This window comes from Phenylobacterium sp., from assembly GCF_046291545.1.
In the GTDB taxonomy this organism is placed as follows: domain Bacteria; phylum Pseudomonadota; class Alphaproteobacteria; order Caulobacterales; family Caulobacteraceae; genus Phenylobacterium.
On record NZ_JBKBSM010000001.1, the window covers coordinates 755,894 to 777,468 of the forward strand.

23 protein-coding genes and 1 tRNA gene are annotated in these 21,575 nt (G+C 69.3%); 15 read left to right on the plus strand and 9 right to left on the minus strand.

Features of this window, described 5'->3' with window-relative positions:
* Positions 1-138 precede the first annotated feature (138 nt).
* Both ACK4YQ_RS03780 and ACK4YQ_RS03785 read left to right on the plus strand, forming a co-directional pair.
* Complete coding sequence (locus ACK4YQ_RS03780; RefSeq protein ID WP_409608425.1) at positions 139-1,281, plus strand: helix-turn-helix transcriptional regulator; 1,143 nt, start codon at positions 139-141, stop codon at positions 1,279-1,281.
* Positions 1,282-1,603: 322 nt separating this feature from the next.
* Positions 1,604-2,503, plus strand: coding sequence for an ArdC family protein (locus tag ACK4YQ_RS03785; RefSeq protein WP_409608427.1), 900 nt, complete (start codon positions 1,604-1,606; stop codon positions 2,501-2,503).
* Between the two features lie 607 nt (positions 2,504-3,110).
* Here ACK4YQ_RS03785 and ACK4YQ_RS03790 read toward each other — a convergent pair.
* Together ACK4YQ_RS03790 and ACK4YQ_RS03795 are read right to left on the minus strand one after the other, a co-directional pair.
* A tRNA-Gly gene (locus ACK4YQ_RS03790) sits at positions 3,111-3,185 on the minus strand.
* 87 nt (positions 3,186-3,272) lie between these two features.
* Positions 3,273-4,016: a DUF6065 family protein gene (locus tag ACK4YQ_RS03795; protein ID WP_409608429.1), complete on the minus strand. Its 744-nt coding sequence runs from the start codon at positions 4,014-4,016 to the stop codon at positions 3,273-3,275.
* Between the two features lie 139 nt (positions 4,017-4,155).
* Between ACK4YQ_RS03795 and ACK4YQ_RS03800 the strand changes: the two genes are divergently transcribed.
* From ACK4YQ_RS03800 to ACK4YQ_RS03815, 4 genes are all read left to right on the plus strand, one after another.
* The gene (locus ACK4YQ_RS03800) at positions 4,156-4,677 is read left to right on the plus strand and encodes a prolyl-tRNA synthetase associated domain-containing protein (protein ID WP_409608431.1); all 522 of its coding nucleotides are present in this window, start codon (positions 4,156-4,158) and stop codon (positions 4,675-4,677) included.
* A gap of 69 nt (positions 4,678-4,746) precedes the next feature.
* Positions 4,747-5,655 carry a tetratricopeptide repeat protein gene (locus ACK4YQ_RS03805; RefSeq protein WP_409608433.1) on the plus strand — a complete coding sequence of 303 codons (909 nt, stop codon included), beginning with the start codon at positions 4,747-4,749 and terminating at the stop codon, positions 5,653-5,655.
* A 34-nt stretch (positions 5,656-5,689) separates the two neighbouring features.
* Positions 5,690-6,352, plus strand: a complete 663-nt coding sequence (locus tag ACK4YQ_RS03810; RefSeq protein ID WP_409608435.1) for an LON peptidase substrate-binding domain-containing protein — start codon at positions 5,690-5,692, stop codon at positions 6,350-6,352.
* 9 nt (positions 6,353-6,361) lie between these two features.
* On the plus strand, positions 6,362-6,565 hold the full coding sequence (locus ACK4YQ_RS03815; protein WP_409608437.1) for a Trm112 family protein: 204 nt from the start codon (positions 6,362-6,364) through the stop codon (positions 6,563-6,565).
* A gap of 6 nt (positions 6,566-6,571) precedes the next feature.
* On the opposite strand, the gene ACK4YQ_RS03820 is transcribed toward ACK4YQ_RS03815, so the two are convergent.
* On the minus strand, positions 6,572-7,825 hold the full coding sequence (locus ACK4YQ_RS03820) for a UbiH/UbiF/VisC/COQ6 family ubiquinone biosynthesis hydroxylase (RefSeq protein ID WP_409608439.1): 1,254 nt from the start codon (positions 7,823-7,825) through the stop codon (positions 6,572-6,574).
* A gap of 146 nt (positions 7,826-7,971) precedes the next feature.
* Here ACK4YQ_RS03820 and ACK4YQ_RS03825 point away from each other — a divergent pair, with 146 nt between their 5' ends.
* Genes ACK4YQ_RS03825 through ACK4YQ_RS03835 form a run of 3 tightly spaced genes read left to right on the plus strand, consistent with a single transcriptional unit; the run spans position 7,972 to position 11,306 of the window.
* A complete protein-coding gene (locus tag ACK4YQ_RS03825) occupies positions 7,972-9,069 on the plus strand; it encodes an HlyD family secretion protein (RefSeq protein WP_409608441.1) in 1,098 nt (365 codons plus the stop codon).
* A 6-nt stretch (positions 9,070-9,075) separates the two neighbouring features.
* Complete coding sequence (locus ACK4YQ_RS03830) at positions 9,076-10,698, plus strand: DHA2 family efflux MFS transporter permease subunit (RefSeq protein WP_409608443.1); 1,623 nt, start codon at positions 9,076-9,078, stop codon at positions 10,696-10,698.
* Entirely contained in the window at positions 10,698-11,306 is a 609-nt protein-coding gene (locus ACK4YQ_RS03835) for a TetR/AcrR family transcriptional regulator (RefSeq protein ID WP_409608445.1), read from the plus strand. Before ACK4YQ_RS03830 ends, ACK4YQ_RS03835 begins: the two co-directional genes overlap by 1 nt.
* Positions 11,307-11,325: 19 nt before the next feature.
* Here ACK4YQ_RS03835 and ACK4YQ_RS03840 read toward each other — a convergent pair whose 3' ends face one another.
* Positions 11,326-12,138 (minus strand): enoyl-ACP reductase, encoded by an 813-nt coding sequence (locus ACK4YQ_RS03840; protein WP_409608447.1) that lies wholly within the window; start codon positions 12,136-12,138, stop codon positions 11,326-11,328.
* 176 nt (positions 12,139-12,314) lie between these two features.
* Between ACK4YQ_RS03840 and ACK4YQ_RS03845 the strand changes: the two genes are divergently transcribed.
* Both ACK4YQ_RS03845 and ACK4YQ_RS03850 read left to right on the plus strand, forming a co-directional pair.
* On the plus strand, positions 12,315-13,088 hold the full coding sequence (locus ACK4YQ_RS03845) for a class I SAM-dependent methyltransferase (RefSeq protein ID WP_409608449.1): 774 nt from the start codon (positions 12,315-12,317) through the stop codon (positions 13,086-13,088).
* 91 nt (positions 13,089-13,179) lie between these two features.
* Complete coding sequence (locus tag ACK4YQ_RS03850; protein WP_409608451.1) at positions 13,180-14,193, plus strand: sensor histidine kinase; 1,014 nt, start codon at positions 13,180-13,182, stop codon at positions 14,191-14,193.
* Positions 14,194-14,208: 15 nt separating this feature from the next.
* Here ACK4YQ_RS03850 and fabB read toward each other — a convergent pair whose 3' ends face one another.
* From fabB to ACK4YQ_RS03865, 3 genes are all read right to left on the minus strand, one after another.
* Positions 14,209-15,420 (minus strand): beta-ketoacyl-ACP synthase I, encoded by a 1,212-nt coding sequence (fabB, locus tag ACK4YQ_RS03855; protein WP_409608453.1) that lies wholly within the window; start codon positions 15,418-15,420, stop codon positions 14,209-14,211.
* Between the two features lie 24 nt (positions 15,421-15,444).
* A complete protein-coding gene (gene fabA, locus ACK4YQ_RS03860; RefSeq protein WP_409608455.1) occupies positions 15,445-15,960 on the minus strand; it encodes a 3-hydroxyacyl-[acyl-carrier-protein] dehydratase FabA in 516 nt (171 codons plus the stop codon).
* 64 nt (positions 15,961-16,024) lie between these two features.
* Entirely contained in the window at positions 16,025-16,531 is a 507-nt protein-coding gene (locus ACK4YQ_RS03865) for an SH3 domain-containing protein (protein WP_409608457.1), read from the minus strand.
* A 134-nt stretch (positions 16,532-16,665) separates the two neighbouring features.
* Here ACK4YQ_RS03865 and ACK4YQ_RS03870 point away from each other — a divergent pair, with 134 nt between their 5' ends.
* On the plus strand, positions 16,666-17,652 hold the full coding sequence (locus tag ACK4YQ_RS03870) for a 2-hydroxyacid dehydrogenase (protein WP_409608459.1): 987 nt from the start codon (positions 16,666-16,668) through the stop codon (positions 17,650-17,652).
* 38 nt (positions 17,653-17,690) lie between these two features.
* Here ACK4YQ_RS03870 and ACK4YQ_RS03875 read toward each other — a convergent pair whose 3' ends face one another.
* Entirely contained in the window at positions 17,691-17,843 is a 153-nt protein-coding gene (locus tag ACK4YQ_RS03875; RefSeq protein ID WP_409608461.1) for a hypothetical protein, read from the minus strand.
* 208 nt (positions 17,844-18,051) lie between these two features.
* Positions 18,052-18,789: a HesA/MoeB/ThiF family protein gene (locus ACK4YQ_RS03880; RefSeq protein ID WP_409608463.1), complete on the minus strand. Its 738-nt coding sequence runs from the start codon at positions 18,787-18,789 to the stop codon at positions 18,052-18,054.
* 41 nt (positions 18,790-18,830) lie between these two features.
* Here ACK4YQ_RS03880 and hslV point away from each other — a divergent pair, with 41 nt between their 5' ends.
* The 3 genes from hslV to hslU are packed head-to-tail and all read left to right on the plus strand — an operon-like array spanning position 18,831 to position 21,573.
* Positions 18,831-19,394 (plus strand): ATP-dependent protease subunit HslV, encoded by a 564-nt coding sequence (hslV, locus tag ACK4YQ_RS03885; protein WP_409608465.1) that lies wholly within the window; start codon positions 18,831-18,833, stop codon positions 19,392-19,394.
* A complete protein-coding gene (locus tag ACK4YQ_RS03890) occupies positions 19,381-20,235 on the plus strand; it encodes a nuclear transport factor 2 family protein (RefSeq protein WP_409608467.1) in 855 nt (284 codons plus the stop codon). The genes hslV and ACK4YQ_RS03890 overlap by 14 nt, the downstream gene beginning before the upstream one ends.
* A gap of 33 nt (positions 20,236-20,268) precedes the next feature.
* Positions 20,269-21,573 (plus strand): ATP-dependent protease ATPase subunit HslU, encoded by a 1,305-nt coding sequence (hslU, locus tag ACK4YQ_RS03895; protein WP_409608469.1) that lies wholly within the window; start codon positions 20,269-20,271, stop codon positions 21,571-21,573.
* Positions 21,574-21,575 lie beyond the last annotated feature (2 nt).

Here is a 21,575-nt window from a genome sequence, read left to right on the forward strand (position 1 = left end):
CCCGTTCGTCCCCTAAACAGGGGAGAAATCACGAAGCCTTGAGCAATGCCGCCGTGCGGCGTTGTTCATGCGCGGTTATTTGAAGAGCGGATAAGGTTAAATTTGTAACCGCATAAATACGGGGAGCGTTACGCGGCCATGCTGTCCCAAGAAGTCCTTGAACCTCGCCTCTCGGGATTGATTGCGCATCTATACGATGCAGCGGTGGACGATAGCCTTTGGGCGGGAACAGCGACGCGCATCGCGGAAACGCTCGGCTCGACCAGCACTGTTCTTAAATTGCACGGTGACAACGCCCGCGTGAATTTGCTGGAATGCACAGATAACCTCATGGTGTCCGAGCGAGAACAGGCATGGGCGGATGACTGGCACCGCAAAGATTTATGGGTAGAGCGCAGCGTAGCCTACGGCATGCAGCGCATCATCACCGACGAGGACTTGGTGACGCGCGAGGAACAGGCCCGCAGCGGCTTCTATCAGGAATGGCTAAGGCATCTGGATATCCATCACATGATTGGTGCGGTATTCCCCGCAGCGGACGGGGCGATTGGCGTTCTGGGCATCCACAGGCCGCAGGGGGCTGGTGCCTATACAGGCCACGAGCGGCGGCAGGCCGCGATTGTCCTGCCGCACTTGCAGCGGGCGCTGCGTCTCGGGCAGCGGTTTGCGGCGGTAGCCCAATCCCATGCCGCCGCCTTGCAGGCGCTCGACAGGCTGGATACCGGCGTCTTGATGATGGACGGCACGGGCCGTATTATTCAGGCGAGCAGCATGGCGGAGCGCCTGTTGCGAGAGAACGCGGAGCTTGCGGTTATTCGCGGACGGCTGGCGCTGCGCCCACCAGCCCTTCACGACAAGCTCTTGTCGCTGGTGCGCGGGGCGATGGAGACAGCACGAGGCAAGATTGCCAACCCCGGCGCCGCCCTTTCCATTCCACGCCCTCATCGCATGCCGCTGGCGCTTGAAGTCGCACCCTTGCGCGCCTCGGCTTCCGCCTTTGGCGAACAGCGGCCTTGCGTGCTGGTGTTCATCCGCGACCCCGAAGCGCCGATTGCCGCCGCGCGGCTGCGCGAACTCTTCGGCTTGACCCGCACGGAAGCAGTGGTTGCCGCTGCCCTCGGGCGCGGAGCCTCACTTGAGGACATAGCTGGAAACATGAGCATCGGCCTCGCGACCGTGCGCAGCCATCTCAAGCGGATTCTGGCCAAGACTGGTACCCATCGGCAGGCCGAAGCAGCCGCTTTGCTGGCGCGGAGCGTTTCGACGATTTCCAACCACTGACAGCATGGGCGCGTCCGGCTTTGCCGGATTGGGCTTTATGCCTTGCGGCACCGAGCCGCCGCGCAGCCGCGTCTCGGCCATACGGTAACAATCCTGCGCGCGGATAAGGCGCGGCCTTCGTCCGCATTACCTCTTTCTTTGGGGGCGTGCCGCCCTTCACCGTCAAGACCAAGCCCCAAGGGGCGGAAAACGGGGGCCGTGTAGTCGCTGCGCTCCGGCCCGCACCATCCCCCGTTTTCCGGTCTGGACGGCTGAATCCCCGCTCATTGCCGCGTGGCTAGTCGGTTGCATGCGCAACCCATCAGCCAAGGAAGAAAAGGCAATGAAACAAGATGTTTATGAACGAGTAACCGCCCACATTGTGACCACACTGGAAAGCGGCGTCCGCCCGTGGTTCCAGCCGTGGAGCGCCGAACATGCCGCAGGGCGCATCACCCGCCCGCTGCGCGCGAATGGTCAGCCCTACCGTGGAATCAATGTGCTGATGCTGTGGGGCGCAGCGTGCGAGCGCGGCTATAACGCGCCGATCTGGATGACCTACAAACAGGCGCAGGAGCTTGGCGGCAACGTCCGCAAGGGCGAAAAAGGCAATCTTGTCGTTTACGCCAACACTATCACCAAGACCGAAACCGACGAGAGCGGGCAGGAATCCGAGCGCGATATTCCTTTTATGAAGGGATACACCGTCTTTAACGTGGAGCAGGTGGACGGATTGCCCGCGCATTTCTATGCGCTGGCCGAGCGTCCCGCCGATACCGTGCAGCGCATCGCGCATGCGGAGGCGTTCTTTGCCGCGACCCGTGCGGATATTCGCCACGGCGGCAGCCGAGCATTTTTCAGCCCCGCACAAGACTTTGTGCAAATGCCGCCCTTTGAAGCCTTCCGCGAAGCCGAAGCCTATTACGCCACCCTTGCCCATGAAATGACCCACTGGACGAAAGGCGCGAACCGCTTGGAGCGAGATTTTGGCCGCAAGCGGTGGGGCGATGAAGGCTATGCAATGGAAGAACTTGTCGCAGAGCTTGGCGCGGCGTTCCTTTGCGCCGACCTCAGCCTATCGCCGGAACCCCGTGACGAGCATGCCGCCTATATTGGCAACTGGCTCAAGGTGCTGAAGGAGGACAACCGCGCCATCTTCAGCGCCGCCGCCCATGCGCAGCGCGCCGCCGATTATCTCCACAGCTTGCAGCCGCAGCCCGCCGCGTTGCAGGAGGCCGCCTGAAATGAAAACGCCGGAGGGGCGCCCCTCCGGCATCTGGCGGAGCCGCCGTGATTGGTGACGGCGGCTATTCCTTATCCCGCCCAACCCACCCCTGAGTAGGCGGCGCGACCTTTGGGGTCGCGCCGGACAGAGGGGCTTTCAGCCCTGATAATCCTCGAAGCAGCGCTCCCGCTTGCGCGGCACATCTTTATGGCCGCTACACAGCCAGCAGGAGCAAGGGCGGCAATGCGTAGAGGCATTGCGCCCGACCGCGCGCGGCGAATGCGCAGGCGCATCGGAGAGGCCGCGCGACCACAGCGTCATGACGCGGCGCGCCCGCGCTTTCATCCGCTCTTCGTTTTGTCTGCGCCTTGCTCGCATCGTCCTATCCTGCCGCTTCTAGCCCTAATATGGGCGCTGCGCGCCATAGCCGAGGGATGGCCCACAACAAGGCTCGAATCAACCCGAGACGGGGCTGCTTTGATGGGCGATATAAGGGAGGGTAGAAGCGGATTTTGCGCGCGTGCCCGCGCGACGGTTCCGCAAATTTTTCTGCACAGTACCTACACAGGCAAAAACCGGCGGTTTTTGCTATTGTTTTTCAAATCTTTAGTGGAATCTGAAGATTTGGAGCGGGCGATGAGATTCGAACTCACGACCCCAACCTTGGCAAGGTTGTGCTCTACCCCTGAGCTACGCCCGCGCTCCCCGGAACCGGCTCCACCTGGGCGCCGCCCCCGAAATTCGAGAGGCGGCTTATGGCAGACGGCCCCGGCCTTTGCAAGCGCCCTTAGCGGCCAAATTTTGGAGCCTTCAGGCGCCGCTTGTTGACGTGATCGGCGCGGGCCGGGGCCACGTCCTCGGGGAACTCGCCCTTGAAGTAGTAGCGCTGCCAGGCCTCCTTGGTGGCGTCCGGATCGCCGCGGAAGATCTTCTGGTTGAACTCCGAGCGGTGCTTCTCCCAGACCTCGTACTGGTCCCGCAGTTCGGGATTGGACTTCATCGAGCGGATCACCGGCTGGATCTCCTGCAGCGGCTTGTCCTGCACGAGGGTGATGAAGCAGAACGGCTCGCCCTTCTCGAAGCGCACGCGTCCGGGGCGGGTGAAAATCCAATTCATGGTGAAGGGGAACGGCAGCCAGTCGGTCTCCACCAGCCCGGCCAGCGGCTGGATGCCGTCCTTCACGTGGTTGGGCGGGCCCTGCACCATCATCGACCAGCCCGGAGGCGTGCGGAACAGATAGCCCGGGTGAAAGGTCGCCACGCCGTGGCTGAAGTGCGAGGTGACGAAGCGGTGGAAATCGGGGTGCGGCCGGTCGGGGGTTAGCTTGATGTCCTCCTGCATCAGCCCGCCGTTCCACTCCATGGTGAAGGCCATCGGGCAGAGGATCTCCCAGCCCGTGCAATTGGCCATGCTCAGCGGCAGGCATCGGTAAGGATGGCGCGCGGCGAACTTGTCCATCCAGGCCCGCTGCGGCCGGCCCGGCACGATCTCGGGCGGGCGTTCGCTGGTGGGATAGCACTCAAGTTCCATGGGGGCTGGCCTCGCGTTCTTCGTCTGCCGTCCCTCTAGCGCGCCGCGCCCTCCGCTGGAAACTGGGCAGCAAGCAAACGGCGCGCCCGCCCGCGAGGCGCCCTGTCGCACGCGCGCCCTCTTCGGCTATGGAAGCGGCATGAAAAGCCGCGCCGATCTCTTCGCCTTCTTCGACGCCCACGGCGTCGCCCACGCCACCCTCGAGCATCCGCCGGTGTTCCGTGTCGGCGAGGGCGAGGAGATCAAGAAGGGTCTTCCCGGCGCCCACACCAAGAACCTGTTCCTCAAGGACGCCAAGGGGCGCCTGTGGCTGATCTCCGCCGCCGACCAGACCGTGATCGACCTCAAGCGCCTGCATCTGGTGATCGGCTCGGCGCGCCTATCCTTCGGCTCGGCGGAGCTGCTTCAGGAGACGCTCGGCGTCGCCCCCGGCTCGGTCACCGCCTTCGCCCTCGTCAACGACCCGGAGCAGCGCGTCACCTTCGTCCTCGACAAGGCGCTCGCCGAAGCCGAGCATGTGAACTTCCACCCCCTGGCCAACACCGCCACCACCACGGTGGACCGCCAGGGCTTCGCCCGCTTCCTCGCCGCCCTCGGCCGCAGACCGATCGTAGTGGATTTCCCGGCCATGGCTGTGGTCGAGAATGCGCTGGCGCGTTGAAGCCGGCCGCGCATGCGACCATCTTAGGCGCGACGCGTTGAAGTCGCGGGACAAGGGACGAGTAAGGATATGACCCTCATCGGGGACACCGCCGGCGGTCCGGCGGGCGACGTCATCAAGGACGCCACGGACGCCAGCTTCGTCGCCGACGTCATAGAAGCCAGCCGCACCCAGCCGGTGATCGTCGACTTCTGGGCGCCCTGGTGCGGTCCCTGCCGTCAGCTCGGCCCCGCGCTGGAACGGGCGGTCACGGCCGCCAAGGGGGCTGTCAAACTGGTCAAGATCGACATCGACCAGAACCCGGCCTATGCGGGCCAGCTGCGGGTCCAATCCATCCCCGCCGTCTTCGCCTTCTCGGGCGGACGTCCGGTGGACGGCTTCATGGGCGCTCTGCCCGAGAGCCAGGTGAAGGCCTTCGTCGAGCGCCTGGCCGCCCAGGCCCGCGCCGGCGCCGGCCCTTCGGCCGCCGACGAAATCCTGGAGATGGCCAAGGAGGCGTTCGAGGCCGGCGACCTGGCCACCGCCGCCCGCGCCTACGCCCAGGTGCTCCAGGCCGAACCGGACAACGCAAAGGCTTTGGCCGGCCTCGCCCGATGCTACCTGGCCGGCGGCGACCGCGAACGGGCGCAGGAGGTGCTGGACATGGCGCCTCCCGAGGCCAAGGACCCCGAACTGGACAGCGTGCGCGCCGCCCTGGCCCTGGCCGAGGCCGCCCCGGACGAGACCGCCGGGTTCGAGCGGCGCCTGGAGGCCGACCCGAACGACCACGAGGCCAGGTTCGAGCTCTCCAAGGCCCTCGCGGGGCACGGGCGCCTGGACGCCGCCGTCGACCACCTGCTGTCGATCATCGAACGCGACCGCGACTGGAACGACGGGGCGGCGCGCAAGCAGATCCTGACGATCTTCGAGGCGGCGGGGCCCGGCTCCGACATCGCCCGCCAGGGCCGCCGGCGCCTGTCGGCGATCCTGTTCTCGTGAACCAGGCCGGTCGGCCCAGCAAGGGATGAGCTCCATGCCCGGCGGATACCGACGCATCGGCGATCTGCCCCAGGCCTTGCCGGTCTTTCCGCTCGACGGGGCCGTGCTGCTGCCGGGCGGCGAGCTTCCGCTGCAGATCTTCGAGCCGCGCTACCTCAACATGGTCGACGACGCCATGGCCGGCGATCGGATGATCGGCATGATCCAGACCCGGCCCGGCGGCGAGCGTGCGCGCCCGAACCTGGCCGGCGTCGGCTGCGCCGGGCGCATCACCGCCTTCGCCGAGACCGCCGACGGCCGCTACCTGATCACCCTGACCGGCGTCTGCCGCTTCCAGGCCGGCGACGAACTGCCGGTGCGCACCCCCTATCGCCAGGTGCGTGCGCGCTTTGAGCCCTACGGCGAGGACCTCGACGAGGACGAGACTCCGCCCGAGGGGCTGGACCGCACCCGCTTCGCCCGGGCGCTCAAGCGCTACCTGAACCGCCGCGAACTCGACATCGACTGGGAGACCGCCGCCGAGGCGCCGCTGGAAGCGCTGGTGACCAGCCTGGCCATGGGTCTGCCCTTCGACCCGGCCGAGAAGCAGGCGCTGCTCGAAGCCCCCGGTCTCATCGAACGCTTCTCCGCCCTTACGACGCTCCTGGAGATCGACAGCCTGCAGGATGGCGATGACGCCCCGCCCTCGGTGCAGTAACAAGCGGCCATGACCGAAGCTCCCGCCCTCGCCGCCGCCATCGACCCGCGCCTCCTGGAGATCCTGGTCTGCCCGGTCACCCACGGCCCGCTGGAATACGACCGCGCGCGCGGCGAGCTGATCAGCCGCGGCGCGCGGCTCGCCTACCCGATCCGCGACGGTGTTCCGATCATGCTGCCCGAGGAAGCCCGCGAACTGGCCGAAGGCGAGTAGGCAGCCCTAGAGCGCCTCTCCGCGCAACAGCCGCGGCAGGTCGCCGAAGGCGCCGCCGGCCTGCTGCATGAACATCCGGCGGGCCGGGCCGATGCGGTTGACGGCGGCCATGCCCAGCCCCCGCGCCAGGCGCACGGCCGGGTTGTCGTTGGAGAACAGGTGGACGAAGGCGTCCATGCCCGCCGACAGCATCGCCGTGTCGAACCGCCGCCAGCGGGCGTAGCGTTCAAGCACCGCCGCCGAGCCGATGTCTTCGCCCCGCCGGGCCGCCTCCACCAGGGTCTGCGCCAGGGCCGCCGCCCCCTTCAGCCCAAGATTCAGCCCCTGGCCCGCGATCGGGTGCACCCCGTGGGCGGCGTCGCCCAGCAGGGCGATGCGCGGCGCGCAGAACCGCTCAGCGAGCTGCAGGCTCAGTGGATAGGTGAACACCGGCCCCTCGCGCACGGCCCTGCCCATCACCTCGCCGAACCGCCGCTGGAGGTGCGCGTGGAACGCGTCCGAACCGGCCGCTGCAAGCGCCTGGGCGCGCGGCCGCCTCTCGGTCCACACCAGGCTCGCTCGGTCGTCGGTCAGGGGCAGGATGGCGAACGGCCCGCCCGGCAGGAAATACTCGTGCGCCACCCCCTGGTGCCCGTGCTCCAGCCGCACGGTGGCCACCACCCCGGTCTGCCGATAATCCCAGCCGATCACGCCGATGCCGGCGGCCCGCCGCACGGCCGAGCCCCGGCCTTCGGCGCCCACGGCCAGGGGGGCGGTCAGTTCGCGTCCGTCCGCCAGTCGGACCCGCGCGCAACCGGCCTCGACGTCGACCCCCTCCACCCGCGCCGGGGCGATGACCTCAAGGCCCGCCTCAGCCACGGCCTGCGACAGCGCCTGGCGGGTGCGCCGGTTCTCCAGCATGTAGCCGAGCGGCTCGCCGTCCGAGCGGTCGGCGATCTCGCTGGCGTCGAACCGCAGGAAGAAGGGCGAGGGCCCGCCGGTCGCCGCCCCGGGCGCGCGCCCGTCCGTAACCAGGATCTGTTCGATCCGCTGGGCGTGGGGCTCCATCGCGGGACCCAGCCCCAACGCCCGCCACTGGCGGAAGGCCGCATAGGCGATAGCCGAGGCGCGACCGTCGAAGGCGGGCTCAAGCTGGGTCTCGAACGGCATCGGATCGATCAGCACCGGCTTCAGGCCGGCGCGGTGCAACGACACCGCCAGGGTCGCCCCCGCCATACCGGCGCCGGCGATGATCACGTCTGCATCGAAGGGCTTGGTCATGGGGGGATATGCCGACGATCCAAAGCCGCCGTCCAGCCCCCTCCGCCCCCGGCCCCGCCGATGTCTCTTGCCGGCCGTTCAGGACTGCACTACCTCAGGGAATATATAGACCGATAAGTCCATTTTTCGTTTCGAGGCGTGCATTCATGGCTGGATTTGTCAGGCGCCACATAGTCCCCGTCGGCGTCAGCGCCGTCGTCGCTGTCGCGGTCGTCGTCGGCGGGATCGTCTGGTGGACCCATAAGCAGGCCTATGAGACCACCGACAACGCGTTCATCCAGGCCGACAACGTCGCCGTCGCCCCGCTGGTCGAAGGCTACGTCTCCGAAGTGCTGGTGACCGACAACCAGACCGTCGCCGCAGGCCAGGTGCTCGCGCGCATTGATCCGGCCACCATCCAGGCGCGCCTGGCGCAGGCCGAGGCCAACGCCAAGGCGCTGGACGCCGCCGTCCGCGGGGTCGACGACAAGGCCGCTCTGGAACGGGCGCTGATCGCCCAGAAGGCCGCCGGGGTCAGGAGCGCCCAGGCCGAGGCGCAGCTCGCGGACGCCGAGATGGCCCGCTACGGCGCCCTGGCCGACCGCGGCTATGTCTCGGCCCAACGGGTGCAGACCGCCCGGGCCGCCGCCGGCCAGGCCAGCGCCGCCGTGGCCCAGGCCGAGGCCGCCCTGGAGGCCGAGCGTCGGTCCGCCGAATCCCTGGGCTCCGCCCGCGCCCAGACCCTGGCCCAGGCCGCCGCCGCCCGCGCCGCCGTCGAGCAGGCTCGCATCGACCTGTCGCGCACCGAAATCCGCGCGCCGATAAGCGGAGTGGTCGGCGCCCGCGCCGTGCGCCCGGGCCAGTACGTGCGCGCCGGCAGCGTCCTGCTCAGCATCGTGCCCCTCGGCCAAGCCTATGTGGTGGCCAACTTCAAGGAGACGCAGGTCTCGCGCCTGCGCATCGGCCAGCCCGTGACGATTCGCGCCGACGCCTTCGGCAAGAAGGAGATCTCCGGCCGGGTGGAGAGCTTCGCGCCGGCCACCGGCGCCGAGTTCGCCCTGATCCCGGTGGAGAACGCGGTGGGCAACTTCACCAAGATCGCCCAGCGCCTTCCCGTCCGCATCGCCGTGGACCGTGACGATCCCCTCGCCGGCGCTTTGCGTCCAGGCCTGTCGGTCGAGGTCAAGGTCGATGTCCGCGACGAGACCGGGACCAGCTTCGCCGAGGCCGTCCCGGCCGGCCGCCTGGCCAGCGCCCGTCCGTAGGGCGTCATGAGCGACGCCGCCCTCGATCCCGCCGCCCGGCCCGCCGCGCCGGCGGTGGAGCAGACCCCGCTGGGCCCAGCAGACCAGGTCAACTGGACCAAGGTCTTCCTGGGGTTCGGCGGCATGGTCATCGGCCAGTTCATGGCCGTACTCGACGTGCAGATCGTGGCCGCCTCGCTTTCGCAGATCCAGGCCGGCATCGGCGCGAGCGCCGACGAGATCAGCTGGGTCCAGACCATCTACCTCCTGGCCGAGGTCGTGATGATCCCGCTCACGGCCTACCTGTCCAAGATGTGGGGGACTCAGAAGTTCTACGTGGCGGCGGTGATCGCCTTCATCGTCTCCTCCATCGCCACCGGGCTCTCCACCTCCATCGAGATGATGATCGTCACTCGCGCCCTGCAGGGGCTGGCGGGCGGCGCCATGATCCCGGCGGTGTTCGCCACCGCCATGACCGTCTTCCCCATCGAGCGGCGCATCACCGCCAATGTCATCGTCGGCCTGATCGTCACCCTGGCGCCGACCGTCGGCCCGACCCTGGGCGGCCACCTCACCGAATCCCTCGGCTGGCGCTGGCTGTTCTTTGTCAATGTGATCCCGGGACTGCTGGTGCTGTTCCTGGTCGGCCGCTACGCCGACTTCGACACGGGCGATCCGAAGTACGCCAAGGGCATCGACTGGCTGGGCCTGGGCCTGATGACCGCCTTCCTGCTTTCGATGCAGTACGTGCTGGAGGAAGGCGCCAGCGAGAGCTGGTTCGCCGACGACCTGATCCTGTGGCTGACGGTGCTCAGCGTCATCTGTGGGGCGGCGTTCATCTGGCGGCAGATCGCCTACCGTCAGCCCATCGTGTCCCTGGCGCCCTTCCAGGACCGCAACTTCACCTTGGGCAGCCTGATGAACTTCGTCGCCGGCATGAGCCTGTACGGCGGCACCTTCGTCCTGCCCCTGTTCCTGGCGCAGATCCGCGGCTACTCCCCGGCTCAGGTCGGCACGACCATGCTGGTCTCGGGCCTGACCATGTTCGCCGCCGCCCCGATCGCAGGCCGGGTGATCCGCGCCATGGACCTCCGGATCGGCATGATCATCGGCTTCACGCTGATCGCCCTGGGGCTCAGCCACGGCGTCTACGTCACCCGCGACTGGGGGTTCCAGGAGTTCATGGCCCTTCAGATCCTGCGCGGGCTGGGCTCCATGATCGCCATGATCGCCGCCTCCCAGATGAGCATCTCCACCATGCCGATCGCCCTGATGAAGGACGCCTCGGGGCTGGTGAACCTGATCCGCAACGTCGGCGGAGCCATGGGCCTGGCGATCCTGACCACGATCATCAGCCACATGACCGCCTATCACTACATCGACCTGGTCTCCGGGGTGACCAGCGCCAGCATGCAGGCGCAGGAGATGATGAACGGCCTGACATCGATGATGACCGCCGGCGGATCGCTCTCCCCCGAGGCGGCGGGACGCAAGGCGTTCGGCGGCATGTTGCACCGCCAGGCCCTGACCATGGCCTTTGGGGACGCCTTCCGCTTCCTCACGCTCGGCTGCGTGGTCGCCGCCCTTCTCGCCCTGTTCGCCGCGCCGTCCAAGCCGGCCGCCCCGCCCTCCGGCGGCGGAAGCCGCTGATGCCTCGGATTCCCGGCCAGATCGATTTGGCCAAGCGCGAGGCGATCCTCAACGCCGCCGGCGCCGTGCTGTCTGAGCGCGGCATGGCCGCCTCCATGGCCGAGGTCGCCCGCCGCGCGGGCGTTTCCAAGCAGACGATCTACAACCACTTCGGCAGCAAGGCCGAACTGGTCAGCGCGCTGTCACAGCGCCGCACCCGCGAAATGACCGCGCCCCTGGAGACGCCGGAGGCGGCCGGCCACCCGCAGGATGCGCTCGCCGGCTTCGCCCGATCGCTGCTCACGACGGCCGTGGCCGCCAACAGCGTGGCCTTCATGCGCATGGTGATCCAGGGGGCCGCCGACATGCCCGAGCTGGCCCGCGCCCTCTACGAGGCCGGACCCCGCGCCAGCAGGGCCCGATTGGCCGACTATCTCGCCGCCGAGCACGCCGCCGGGCGCCTGGAGGTGCCCGACCCGCCCCAGGCGGCCGAGTTCTTCGGCGGCATGGCGCTGGGGTCCTACCAGATGGCCGGGCTGCTCGGCGCCGACCGCACGCTGGACGACGCCGCAATCGAGGCGATCGCCCGCGAGGCCGCCGCTCGTTTCCTCAGGGCCTACGGCCGCTGACGTCCTCTTCGGCGAGGGCCTACGCCTCGGCCTCGTCCGGCAGGCCCATGATGTGGAAGCCGGCGTCCACATGCACCACCTCGCCGGTGGTGGAGCGGCCGAGGTCGGAGACCAGCCACAGCGCCGCCCCGGCGACGCCTTCCATGGAGGTGTCCTCCTTCAGCGCCGAAAAGGCCCGGCCCTGGGCGATCATGCCGCGGCCCCCGGAGATGCCAGCTAGCGACAGGGTGCGCATGGCCCCGGCCGAGATCGCGTTGGCGCGGATGCCCTTCGGACCCAGATCGCGCGCCACATAGCGCGTCGCCGCCTCCAGCGCCGCCTTGGCCACGCCCATGGTGTTGTAGTTCGGGATCACCCGCTCCGAGCCGAGATAGGTCAGGCACACCAGCGAGCCGCCGTTCGGCATCAGGCGCGCCGAGCGCCGGGCGCAGTCGACGAAGCTGAAGGCCGAGATGTCCATCGCCCGCAGGAAGCCCTCACGGGTGGTGTTCTCCACGAACGAGCCCTTCAGCTCGTCCTTGTTGGCGAAGGCCACCGCGTGAACGAAGAAGTCGATCGCGCCGAACGCCTGCTCCACCGCGGCGAAGGCCGCCTCCATCGAGGCGTCGTCCGTCACGTCGGCGGGGCTCAGATGCTTGACCCCGATGCTCTCGGCCAGCGGCTGCACCCGGCGCTCCATGCCCGGAAGATGCAGGAACGCCATCTCCGCACCCTGCGCCGCCAGCTGGCAGGCGATTCCCCAGGCGATCGACTGGTGATTGGCCACGCCCATCACCACGCCCTTCTTGCCCTTCATCAGCTCGCCCGTGGGCATCTGGAAGTCTTCGGCCATGTGCAGTCCTCGCCCGATGTCTTTGGGCGGTTTGTGGCCGTGCGCGGCGCAATGCGCAAGGCCGGTCGCATGGGCGTCCATTGTGAGCAGAGCTCACAAGAACGCGGCCCAGACGTCGTTTGACGGCCCCGCGCCCCCTCGGGACACTCCCATCGATGGAGCGAGGTGGGAGGCGGATGCTTCACAAGGACACCTTCGAAGGGGTCGCCAGGCTCTACGCCGAGGCACGGCCGGGCTACCCGACCGCGCTGTTCGCCGATCTCGCCGCGATAACGGGACTGCACGCCGCCGACCACGTGCTGGAGGTGGGCTGCGGCGCTGGTCAGGCCACCGTCGGCCTTGCCGATCTCGGGCCGCGCATCCTAGCGAGCGATCCCGGCGAAGCCCTCGTGGCCGAAGCCCGGGCCAGGTTGGCGGACCGCCCCAACGTCGCCTTCGCCGTCGCCCCGTTCGAGACCCTTCCGTTCGAGCCCGGCCGCTTTCGCTTGGTGACCGCGGCTCAGGCCTGGCACTGGCTGGATCCCGCACTCGCCTACGAGCGCGCCGCCGAGGCGCTGGAGCCTGAGGGGTGGCTGGCGATCTTCGGCCACGTTCCCCTGCCCCCCGCCGAGCCCCTGCTCGGCGCATTCGAGGCAGTTTTCCGTCGCTTCGCGCCCGACCTCTGGACGCCGGCCGGGGAGCATTGGTACCGGCCGGAGGGACCGATCAGGGCCCTGGTGGCCCGCTCGGCCCTGTTCGGACCGGTCCTGCACCGGGCCTACCTCTGGTCGCACGAACTGGACACGGCGGGCTATCTCGCCCTCTCCGGCACCAAGTCCTACTTCAACCTGCTCCCCTCCGGGCGCCGGACCGACCTGTTCCAGGCGCTGGCGGCCGCCGTGGACGGTCACGGCGGCCGCATCACCGTCGCCTACGAGACCCACCTGCACCTGGCGCAAAAGCTGGACTGAGGCGCCCGGCCTCGGCACGCGGGTCTGTCACATTCAATTGACGGGGGCCCCTGGCGCCGCGATGCTGCCGTCCGCTAGGGGGATCCCTGTCGTGCGTCCAACGCGTCAGCGCTTCGGCGAGTTCGACATCGTACAGCGTTGGGCGGGACCGATCCCGGCGCCGGTGCTTCAGGTCATCTTCGGACTCCTCGCCGCCGCCGCCAGCGGCGTGGCGCGCCTGGGCGTGGACGTGATCGCCCCATCCGCCGGGCCCTTCGCCCTGATCTATCCCACGGTGCTGATCGCCACCCTCTATGGACGCTGGCCCGCGGGAGCGGTGGCCTACGCCGCTTCGTTCCTCTACGCCTGGTGGTACGTCCTGCCCTATCCGAAGTCGTTCGCCTTCGCCGATCCGCAGGACGCCAGCCGCACCGCCGTCAACGGTCTCGCCGCCCTCGTGGTGGTGGCGTTCGCCGAGGTGTTCGGCCGCGCCGTCCGCCGCGCCGCCCGCGAGCGTGACCAGCAGATCGTGGCCCGCGACCTGCTGCTTCGCGAGATCGACCATCGAATGAAGAACAACTTCATGATCGTCGCCAGCCTCCTGGAACTGCAGCAGCGCCGAGTGGCCTCCGGCGCCGCGCGCGAGGCCCTGCGCAACGCCGCCGCCCGGGTGCACAGCTTCGCGGCCGCCCACCAGGCGCTCTACACCAACGGCGATTCCGTCCATGCGGTGCCGATGGCGGACTATCTGAAGACCCTGACCGCCAATATCGTCTCGGCCCTGTTCCTGCCGGAGCGGATCGAGCTGCGCCTGTCGTGTGACGACGCACGCATGCCCCACGACCAGGCGGTCTCCATCGGCCTGGTGCTGAACGAGGCGGTGACCAACGCGGCCAAGCACGCCTTCGGCCCCGACGAGCGCGGCGTGATCGGGGTGGAGTTCCGCGTCACCAATCGGGAATGGCGGCTGGAGGTCAGCGACGACGGCTGCGGGACGGCCGCGCAGACGAACGGCGGCGGCCTGGGGGCGAGCCTGATCGAGGCCTTCGCCCAGCGCGCGGGCGGCCAGGCGGTGGTCGAGCGCCTGGACCGCGGCACCCGGGTGGTCCTGACCGGCCCTGTATGATCCCGCCGAACCGCTCTAGGCGGCCCGGGCCATGATCAGGCAGCCATTGGTCCCGCCGAAGCCGAAGCTGTTGGACATCGCCGTCTCCACCTGCCGGTCCGCCCGCTCGCGCAGGATCGGCAGGCCCTCGAAGGCCGGGTCCAGGTGTTCGATGTGCGCGCTCTCGGCCAGGAAGCCGTTGTTCAGCATCAGCAGGCAGTAGATCGCCTCCTGCGCGCCGGCCGCTCCCAGGCTGTGCCCGGTGAGCGACTTGGTCGAGGAGATCGCCGGCGCCTTGTCGCCGAACACCGCGCGCACCGCCTCCATCTCCTTCACGTCGCCGACCGGCGTGCCGGTGCCGTGCGGGTTCAGGTAGTCGATGGTCCGGCCGGTGTCGCCCATGGCCAGCTTCATGCAGCGCGCCGCGCCCTCGCCCGAGGGGGCGACCATGTCGTAGCCGTCCGAGTTGGCGGCGTAGCCGACGATCTCGCCGTAGATCTTGGCGCCGCGCGCCTTGGCACGCTCGTAATCCTCAAGCACCACGATCCCGGCCCCGCCGGCGATCACGAATCCGTCGCGGTCCGCGTCATAGGCGCGGCTGGCGACCGCCGGCCGGTCGTTGAAGTTCGAGCTCATCGCGCCCATGGCGTCGAACAGCACGCTCAGCGTCCAGTCCAGCTCCTCGGTTCCGCCGGCGAACACGACGTCCTGCTTGCCCATCAGGATCTGCTCGTAGGCCGTGCCGATGCAGTGGGTGGAGGTGGCGCAGGCCGAAGAGATCGAAAAGTTCAGGCCGCGGATCTTGAACCAGGTGGCCAGGGTGGCCGAGGGGCCAGAGCTCATCGCCTTGGGCACCGCAAAGGGGCCCACGCGCTTGGGGCCGCGGGTCCGCGCCGTCTCCGCCGCCTCGACGATGGCGCGGGTGGAGGGTCCGCCCGAGCCGACGATCAGTCCGGTGCGCTCGTGGCTGACTTCGCCCGGCTCCAGGCCGGAATCGGCGATCGCCTGCTCCATGGCGATGTGGCCAAAGGCGGTGCCCTGCGCCAGGAACCGCGCGGCCCGGCGGTCGACCATGGATTCCCAGTCGATCTGCGGGGCCCCATGGACCTGGCAGCGGAAGCCGAGCTCGGCATATTCCGGCGCGGCGACGATCCCGGACCGGGCCTCCCGCAGCGAGGCGAGCACCTCGTTGGTGTTGTTGCCGATCGAGGAGACGATCCCCATTCCGGTGACGACGACGCGACGCATGATTCCTTCCCGGACCCCCGAGCCTTAAGGCCGCTGATAAAGGCCGACGCGCAGGTCCTCCGCCCAATAGATGGGGGTCCCGTCGGCTTCCAACACCCCGTCGCCGATGCCCATCACCAGGCGGCGGTTGATCACCCGCTTCATGTCGATCTTGTAGGTGACCTTCCTGATGTCTGGCGTCACCTCGCCGGCGAACCGGACCGCGCTGCAGCCCAGGGCGCGCCCGCGCCCCTTGCCGCCGATCCAGCCCAGATAGAACCCGACCAGCTGCCACAGGGCGTCCAGGCCCAGGCTGCCCGGCATCACCGGATCGCCCAGGAAGTGACAGTCGAAGAACCAGAGGCTCGGATTGATGTCGAACTCGGCCTCGATGTAGCCCTTGTCGTGGGCCCCGCCGGTGTCCCTGATGGTGATGATGCGGTCGAACAGCAGCATCGGCGGCGCCGGCAGCTGGGCGTTGCCGGGACCGAACATCTCGCCGCGCGCGCAGGCCAGCAGCTCGTCGTATTCGTATCGGTCCTTGGCTTTCGGCCCTGTCATGTCGCGCCTTTTTCGTCCGGCCTTGGTCTGGGACGTATGGCCGTAGCAGAGCCCGCCGCCCGGCTCAACGGCATTGGGGGCGATCGTCCGTACCCCACAGCGCCTTAGCGGGGGCCCAGCCGGACACCCCGTCCACGCGAATCCGGCACCAGTCCTTCTTGCAGCGGACAAGCGCCGCCAGCGCCCGCGGCCGCAGATAGGCGATCGTTTCGGCCTCGGCCTTTGGTCCTCGGCGCAGCGCCAGCGGCGTGGGCTCCCAGCGCATCACCATGCGGCGCCCGTCGGTGGTGCGCTTGTGCACCCAGGCCAGTCCGCGCTCGGGGTCGCACACCCGACGCCATTCGCTGGTCTCGGCGACGACCTGCACCGGCAGTCCGCGCGCGTGGTAGATCCACAGCAGCCGATGATCGTCGCCTGGGCCGGCCCGGGCGTTCACCTCGCCGAACTTCAGGGACACGTAGCGCGGCACGGGCAGGCCGGACGGCGTCGGCCGGTCGGCCGCCACCGCCGCATTGGGCGCCAGGCCATCGCGCGGCCAGAAGAAGCCGACGGCCGCACCCAGCGTCGTCAACGCCGCCGCCAGCAAAACTCCTCCCCGCCGCACGCGCTAGCCTCGCCTCGCCTTGGCCGCCCAGGGCCCCTTTGCTACAGGTGCAGGGTCGTACGCATCCGCGTGCGTCCCTGTTCCCCTTTTCAGACCCGGTCATGCCCGCTCGCAAGCCGAAAGTCATTGTCACGCGCAAACTCCCGGATCCGGTGGAGACCCGGATGCGCGAGCTGTTCGACACCGAGCTCAACCTCTCCGACAAGCCTATGGACCGGGCGGCCCTGGCTGACGCGCTGCAGCGGGCCGAGGTGCTGGCGCCCACCATCACCGACCGGCTCGACGCCGAGCTCCTGGCTGGCGCGGGCGACCAGCTCAAGTTGATCGCTAATTTCGGGGCCGGCTTCGATCACATAGACGTGGCCGCCGCCAACGCCCGCGGCGTGGTCGTCACCAACACGCCCGGCGTGCTCACCGAGGACACAGCGGACCTGACGATGTCTCTGATCCTCGCGGTCTCGCGCCGCATCGTCGAAGGGGCCAACGTGATCCAGGCCGGCGGCTTCACCGGCTGGTCGCCCACCTGGATGATGGGCCGCCGCATCCACGGCAAGCGGCTGGGGATCATCGGCATGGGCCGCATCGGCACGGCGCTGGCCCGTCGCGCCCGCGCCTTCGGGCTGCAGATCCACTACCACAACCGAAAACCGGTGAGCCCGCGCATCGCCGAGGAGCTGGAGGCGACCTACTGGGACAGCCTCGACCAGATGCTGGCCCGCATGGACATCATCTCGGTCAACTGCCCGCACACGCCAGCCACCTATCACCTGCTCTCGGCCCGGCGACTGAAGCTGCTGCAGCCGCACGCGGTTCTGGTCAACACCGCCCGCGGCGAAATCATCGACGAAGGGGCTCTGATCGAGCTTCTGGCCAAGGGCCAGATCGCCGGCGCCGGGCTCGACGTGTTCGAGCACGAGCCGCGGATCAACCCCAAGCTGCTGAAGCTGCCCAATGCGGTGCTCCTGCCGCACATGAGCTCGGCCACCATCGAGGGCCGGATCGACATGGGTGAAAAGGTGATCATCAACATCCGCACCTGGATGGACGGCCACAAGCCGCCGGACCGGGTGATCCCGTCGATGCTCTGAAGCGGAGCGGCCGTTCAGGACGGCCGCCCGCGCTGCGGTCAGATCAGCTGGCCGCCCAGCGAGAAGAAGGCCACGGCCACGGCCGCGGTGGCCAGGGCGAGGACGATCATGCCGACGCGGCCGAGACGGCCTTCGGCGCGTTCGAGGCGTTCGACGACTTCCTCGTCGTGATGCTTGGCGTGGGTGGTCATGGCGCTCGTGCCTTTTTGAGGTTCGCTTGCGTGGTCGCGATCGTGAGCTTTGGTCCGGCGTTTCGGGAAGTCCTTCGGTCCCCGCCGGGCTTTCCGCTTACGCCCGCTTGATGCAGACCTTTTGCACCCGCGAACGCGATGCTGCATTGCGGAATATCAAGCCGTTTCTTAATGCGCCGGCGGGGCGGCGATCGGCCCGAAAGAGACCCTAGCGCCCGCAGACCTCACACGCGGGATCGGCCCCCACCCGCACCGTCCGCGTCTCGCCGGACAGGCCATCGAAGATCAACAGCCGGCCGGCGAGGGGCTCGCCGGCGCCGGTGATCAGCTTGATCGCTTCCAGGGCCATCATCGAGCCGATCACGCCGGCCAGGGCGCCCACCACGCCCACCGCCGAGCAGGTCTCCGCGTCCGGGGGAATCTCCGGCACCAGGCAGCGGTAGCAGGGCGCGGACCCGAACACGCCCACCTGGCCGGTCCAGCGCCCGATGGCGCCGGAAACCAGCGGCCTGCCTTCGGCCACGCAGGCCGCGTTCACGGCGAAGCGGGTGGCGAAGTCGTCGGTGCCGTCCAGCACCAGATCGGCCTCCACGACCAGCTCGCGGGCGTTGCGCTCGGTCAGGGCGGCGCGCACGCCCCGCACCTCGACATGGGGGTTCAGCAGCCCCAGCCGCTCGGCGGCCGCCTCCACCTTGGGTCGGCCGAGATCAGCCTCGTCGTAGATCACCTGGCGCTGCAGGTTGGAGGCGTCCACCGCGTCGGGATCGACGAGGATGATCGTCCCGACGCCCGCCGCGGCCAGATAGAGGCTGACCGGGGCGCCGAGGCCGCCGGCGCCGACCACCAGCACGCGGGCGGCCTTCAGCTTCTGCTGCCCGGGCCCGCCGACCTCGCGCAGCACCAGGTGGCGGGCGTAGCGCTCGACCTCCGCGTCCGAAAATTCCATGCGCCTTGACCTCGCTCGCGTCCCTGGCCACATCGGCGGCCATGAGCACCGCCGCAAGCCCCCAAGCTACATCGTTTCCCGACTGGCACGGCACCACCATCCTCGCCGTGCGCAAGGACGGCGCCACCGTGATCGCCGGCGACGGCCAGGTCTCGATGGGCCAGACGGTCGTCAAGGGCAATGCGCGCAAGGTCCGCCGGCTGGCCGGCGGCAAGGTGGTGGCCGGATTCGCCGGCGCCACGGCCGACGCCTTCACCCTGATTGAGCGGCTGGAGGCCAAGCTCGAGCAATATCCCGACCAGCTCGCCCGCGCCTGCGTCGATCTCGCCAAGGACTGGCGCACCGACCGCTACCTGCGTCGGCTGGAGGCCATGCTGCTGGTCGCCGATTCCACCGCCATCTACACCGTCACCGGCGTCGGCGACGTCCTGGAGCCCGAAAGCGGCGCGGCGGCCATCGGCTCGGGCGGCAACTACGCCCTGGCCGCCGCCCTCGCCCTGATGGACTCCGCCCTGTCCGCCGAGGAGGTCGCCCGCAAGGCCATGGGCATCGCCGCGAGGATCTGCGTCTACACCAATGGCGAGCTCACCGTTGAAACGGTCTGACGCCGTCCTGGCCGTCCTCGTCACGGCCGTCAGCTTGCCGCCGCTCGCCACGCAGGCGGCCGATCCCGCACCCGTGGTCGCCGCCGAGCGGGCCTTCGCCGCCGACGGCCTCGCCCTGGGCGTCAAGCAGAGCTTCCTGAAGCACTCGACGCCGGACGCCATCCTCTTCGCGCCGGAGCCGGTGAAGGCCCACGACCTCTACGGCGCACGGCCGGACAAGCCCGGCCCGGCCCTGGTCTGGTGGCCCGTGTGGGCGGGGCTGGCCGAGTCCGGCGACCTCGGCTTCACCAGCGGCCCGGCCACCTACGACGGCAAGCCCAGCGGCTGGTACTTCACCGTCTGGAAGCGCCAGGCCGACGGCGGGTGGAAGTGGGTGTACGACGGCGGCGCCCCCAGCGACACCTCCGGCGCGCCTGGTCCCGACGCCGCCCCCGCGGCGCTGGCCGCCGCCAGCGGAGCCGCCCAGCGCCGGGAGGAGGCCTGGGCCGGCGTGGTCGCGGCCGAGACCGAGCTCGCGCGCGCCGCCTCGCAGGACCTTGTCGCGGCGTACGGCGCAGCTCTGGCCCCCGACGCCCGCGTGCAGGGCTCCTCCGCCGCGCCGGCGGTCGACCCGGCGGCGGTGAGAGCCGAGCTCGCCGCCCGCGCGCCCCGGATGGAGTTCTCCGCCCGCGGCGGCGAGGCGTCGCAGGCCGGCGATCTGGCGTGGACCTGGGGCGACGCCAGCTGGTCGCACGAGGCGCAGGCGGCGCGCGGCCACTATGTACGCATCTGGCGCCACGACCGTGAGGGCTGGCGGCTGGTCTTCGACCAGATCCTGCCCGTCCCGCCATCCAACCCCTGACCACCGGCCCGCGCCACGGGCCCCGATGACCCCATGACCGAATTTTCCCCCCGCGAGATCGTTTCCGAACTCGACCGCTACATCGTCGGCCATCCCGAGGCGAAGCGCGCCGTCGCCGTGGCCCTGCGCAACCGCTGGCGCCGCCGACGCGTGCCCGAAGCCCTGCGGGACGAGGTGACGCCCAAGAACATCCTGCTGATCGGCCCAACCGGCGTCGGCAAGACCGAGATCGCCCGCCGTCTGGCGCGCCTGGCCCAGGCCCCGTTCCTCAAGGTCGAGGCGACCAAGTTCACCGAGGTCGGCTACGTCGGCCGCGACGTGGACCAGATCGTGCGGGACCTGGTGGAGAGCGCCATGGCCATGGTGCGCGACAAGCGCCGCGCCGCCGTTCGCGCCCGCGCCGAGGCCGCCGCCGAGGAGCGCATCCTCGACGCCCTCACCGGTCCCGGCTCCACCGCCGCGCGGGAGTCCTTCCGCCGCAAGCTGCGCGCCGGGGAGCTGGACGACAAGGAAGTCGAGCTGCAGCTCGCCGAGACGGCTGCGGGTTTCCCCATGCTGGACCTGCCGGGCCAGCCGGGCGCGTCGCTCGGCGTCCTCAACCTGTCGGAGATGATGGGCAAGGCCTTCGGCGGCCGCACCAAGACCCACAAGACCACCGTCGTCGGCGCCTGGGCGCCGCTGATCGCCGAGGAGAGCGACAAGCTTCTCGACCAGGAGGCCCTGACGCAGGAGGCCCTGGAGCTGGCCGAGAACAGCGGGATCGTCTTCCTGGACGAGATCGACAAGGTCGCCAGCCGCTCGGACCGGGCCGGCGCCGACGTCTCCCGCGAGGGGGTCCAGCGCGACCTGCTGCCCCTGATCGAGGGGACCACGGTCTCCACCAAGTACGGGCCGGTGAAGACCGACCACATCTTGTTCATCGCCTCGGGCGCCTTCCACGTGGCCAAGCCGTCGGACCTGCTGCCCGAGCTGCAGGGCCGGCTGCCGATCCGGGTGGAGCTCAAGGCCCTGACCCGGGACGACTTCCGCCGCATCCTCACCGAGCCGGAAGCCAATCTGCTCCGTCAGCACCAGGCGCTTCTGGCGACCGAGGGCGTGACCCTGGAGTTCTCAGAGGAGGCCATCGACGCCCTGGCCGACGCCGCCGTCACCGTGAACGGCGCGGTGGAGAACATCGGCGCGCGGCGCCTGCAGACGGTTATGGAAAAGGTGCTCGAGGACATCAGCTTCACCGCCGCCGACCGCACCGGCGAGACGATCAGGGTCGACGCCGCCTATGTCGCCGCCCGCATCGGCGAGCTTGCCCGCAACACCGACCTCTCGCGCTTCATCCTCTAGGG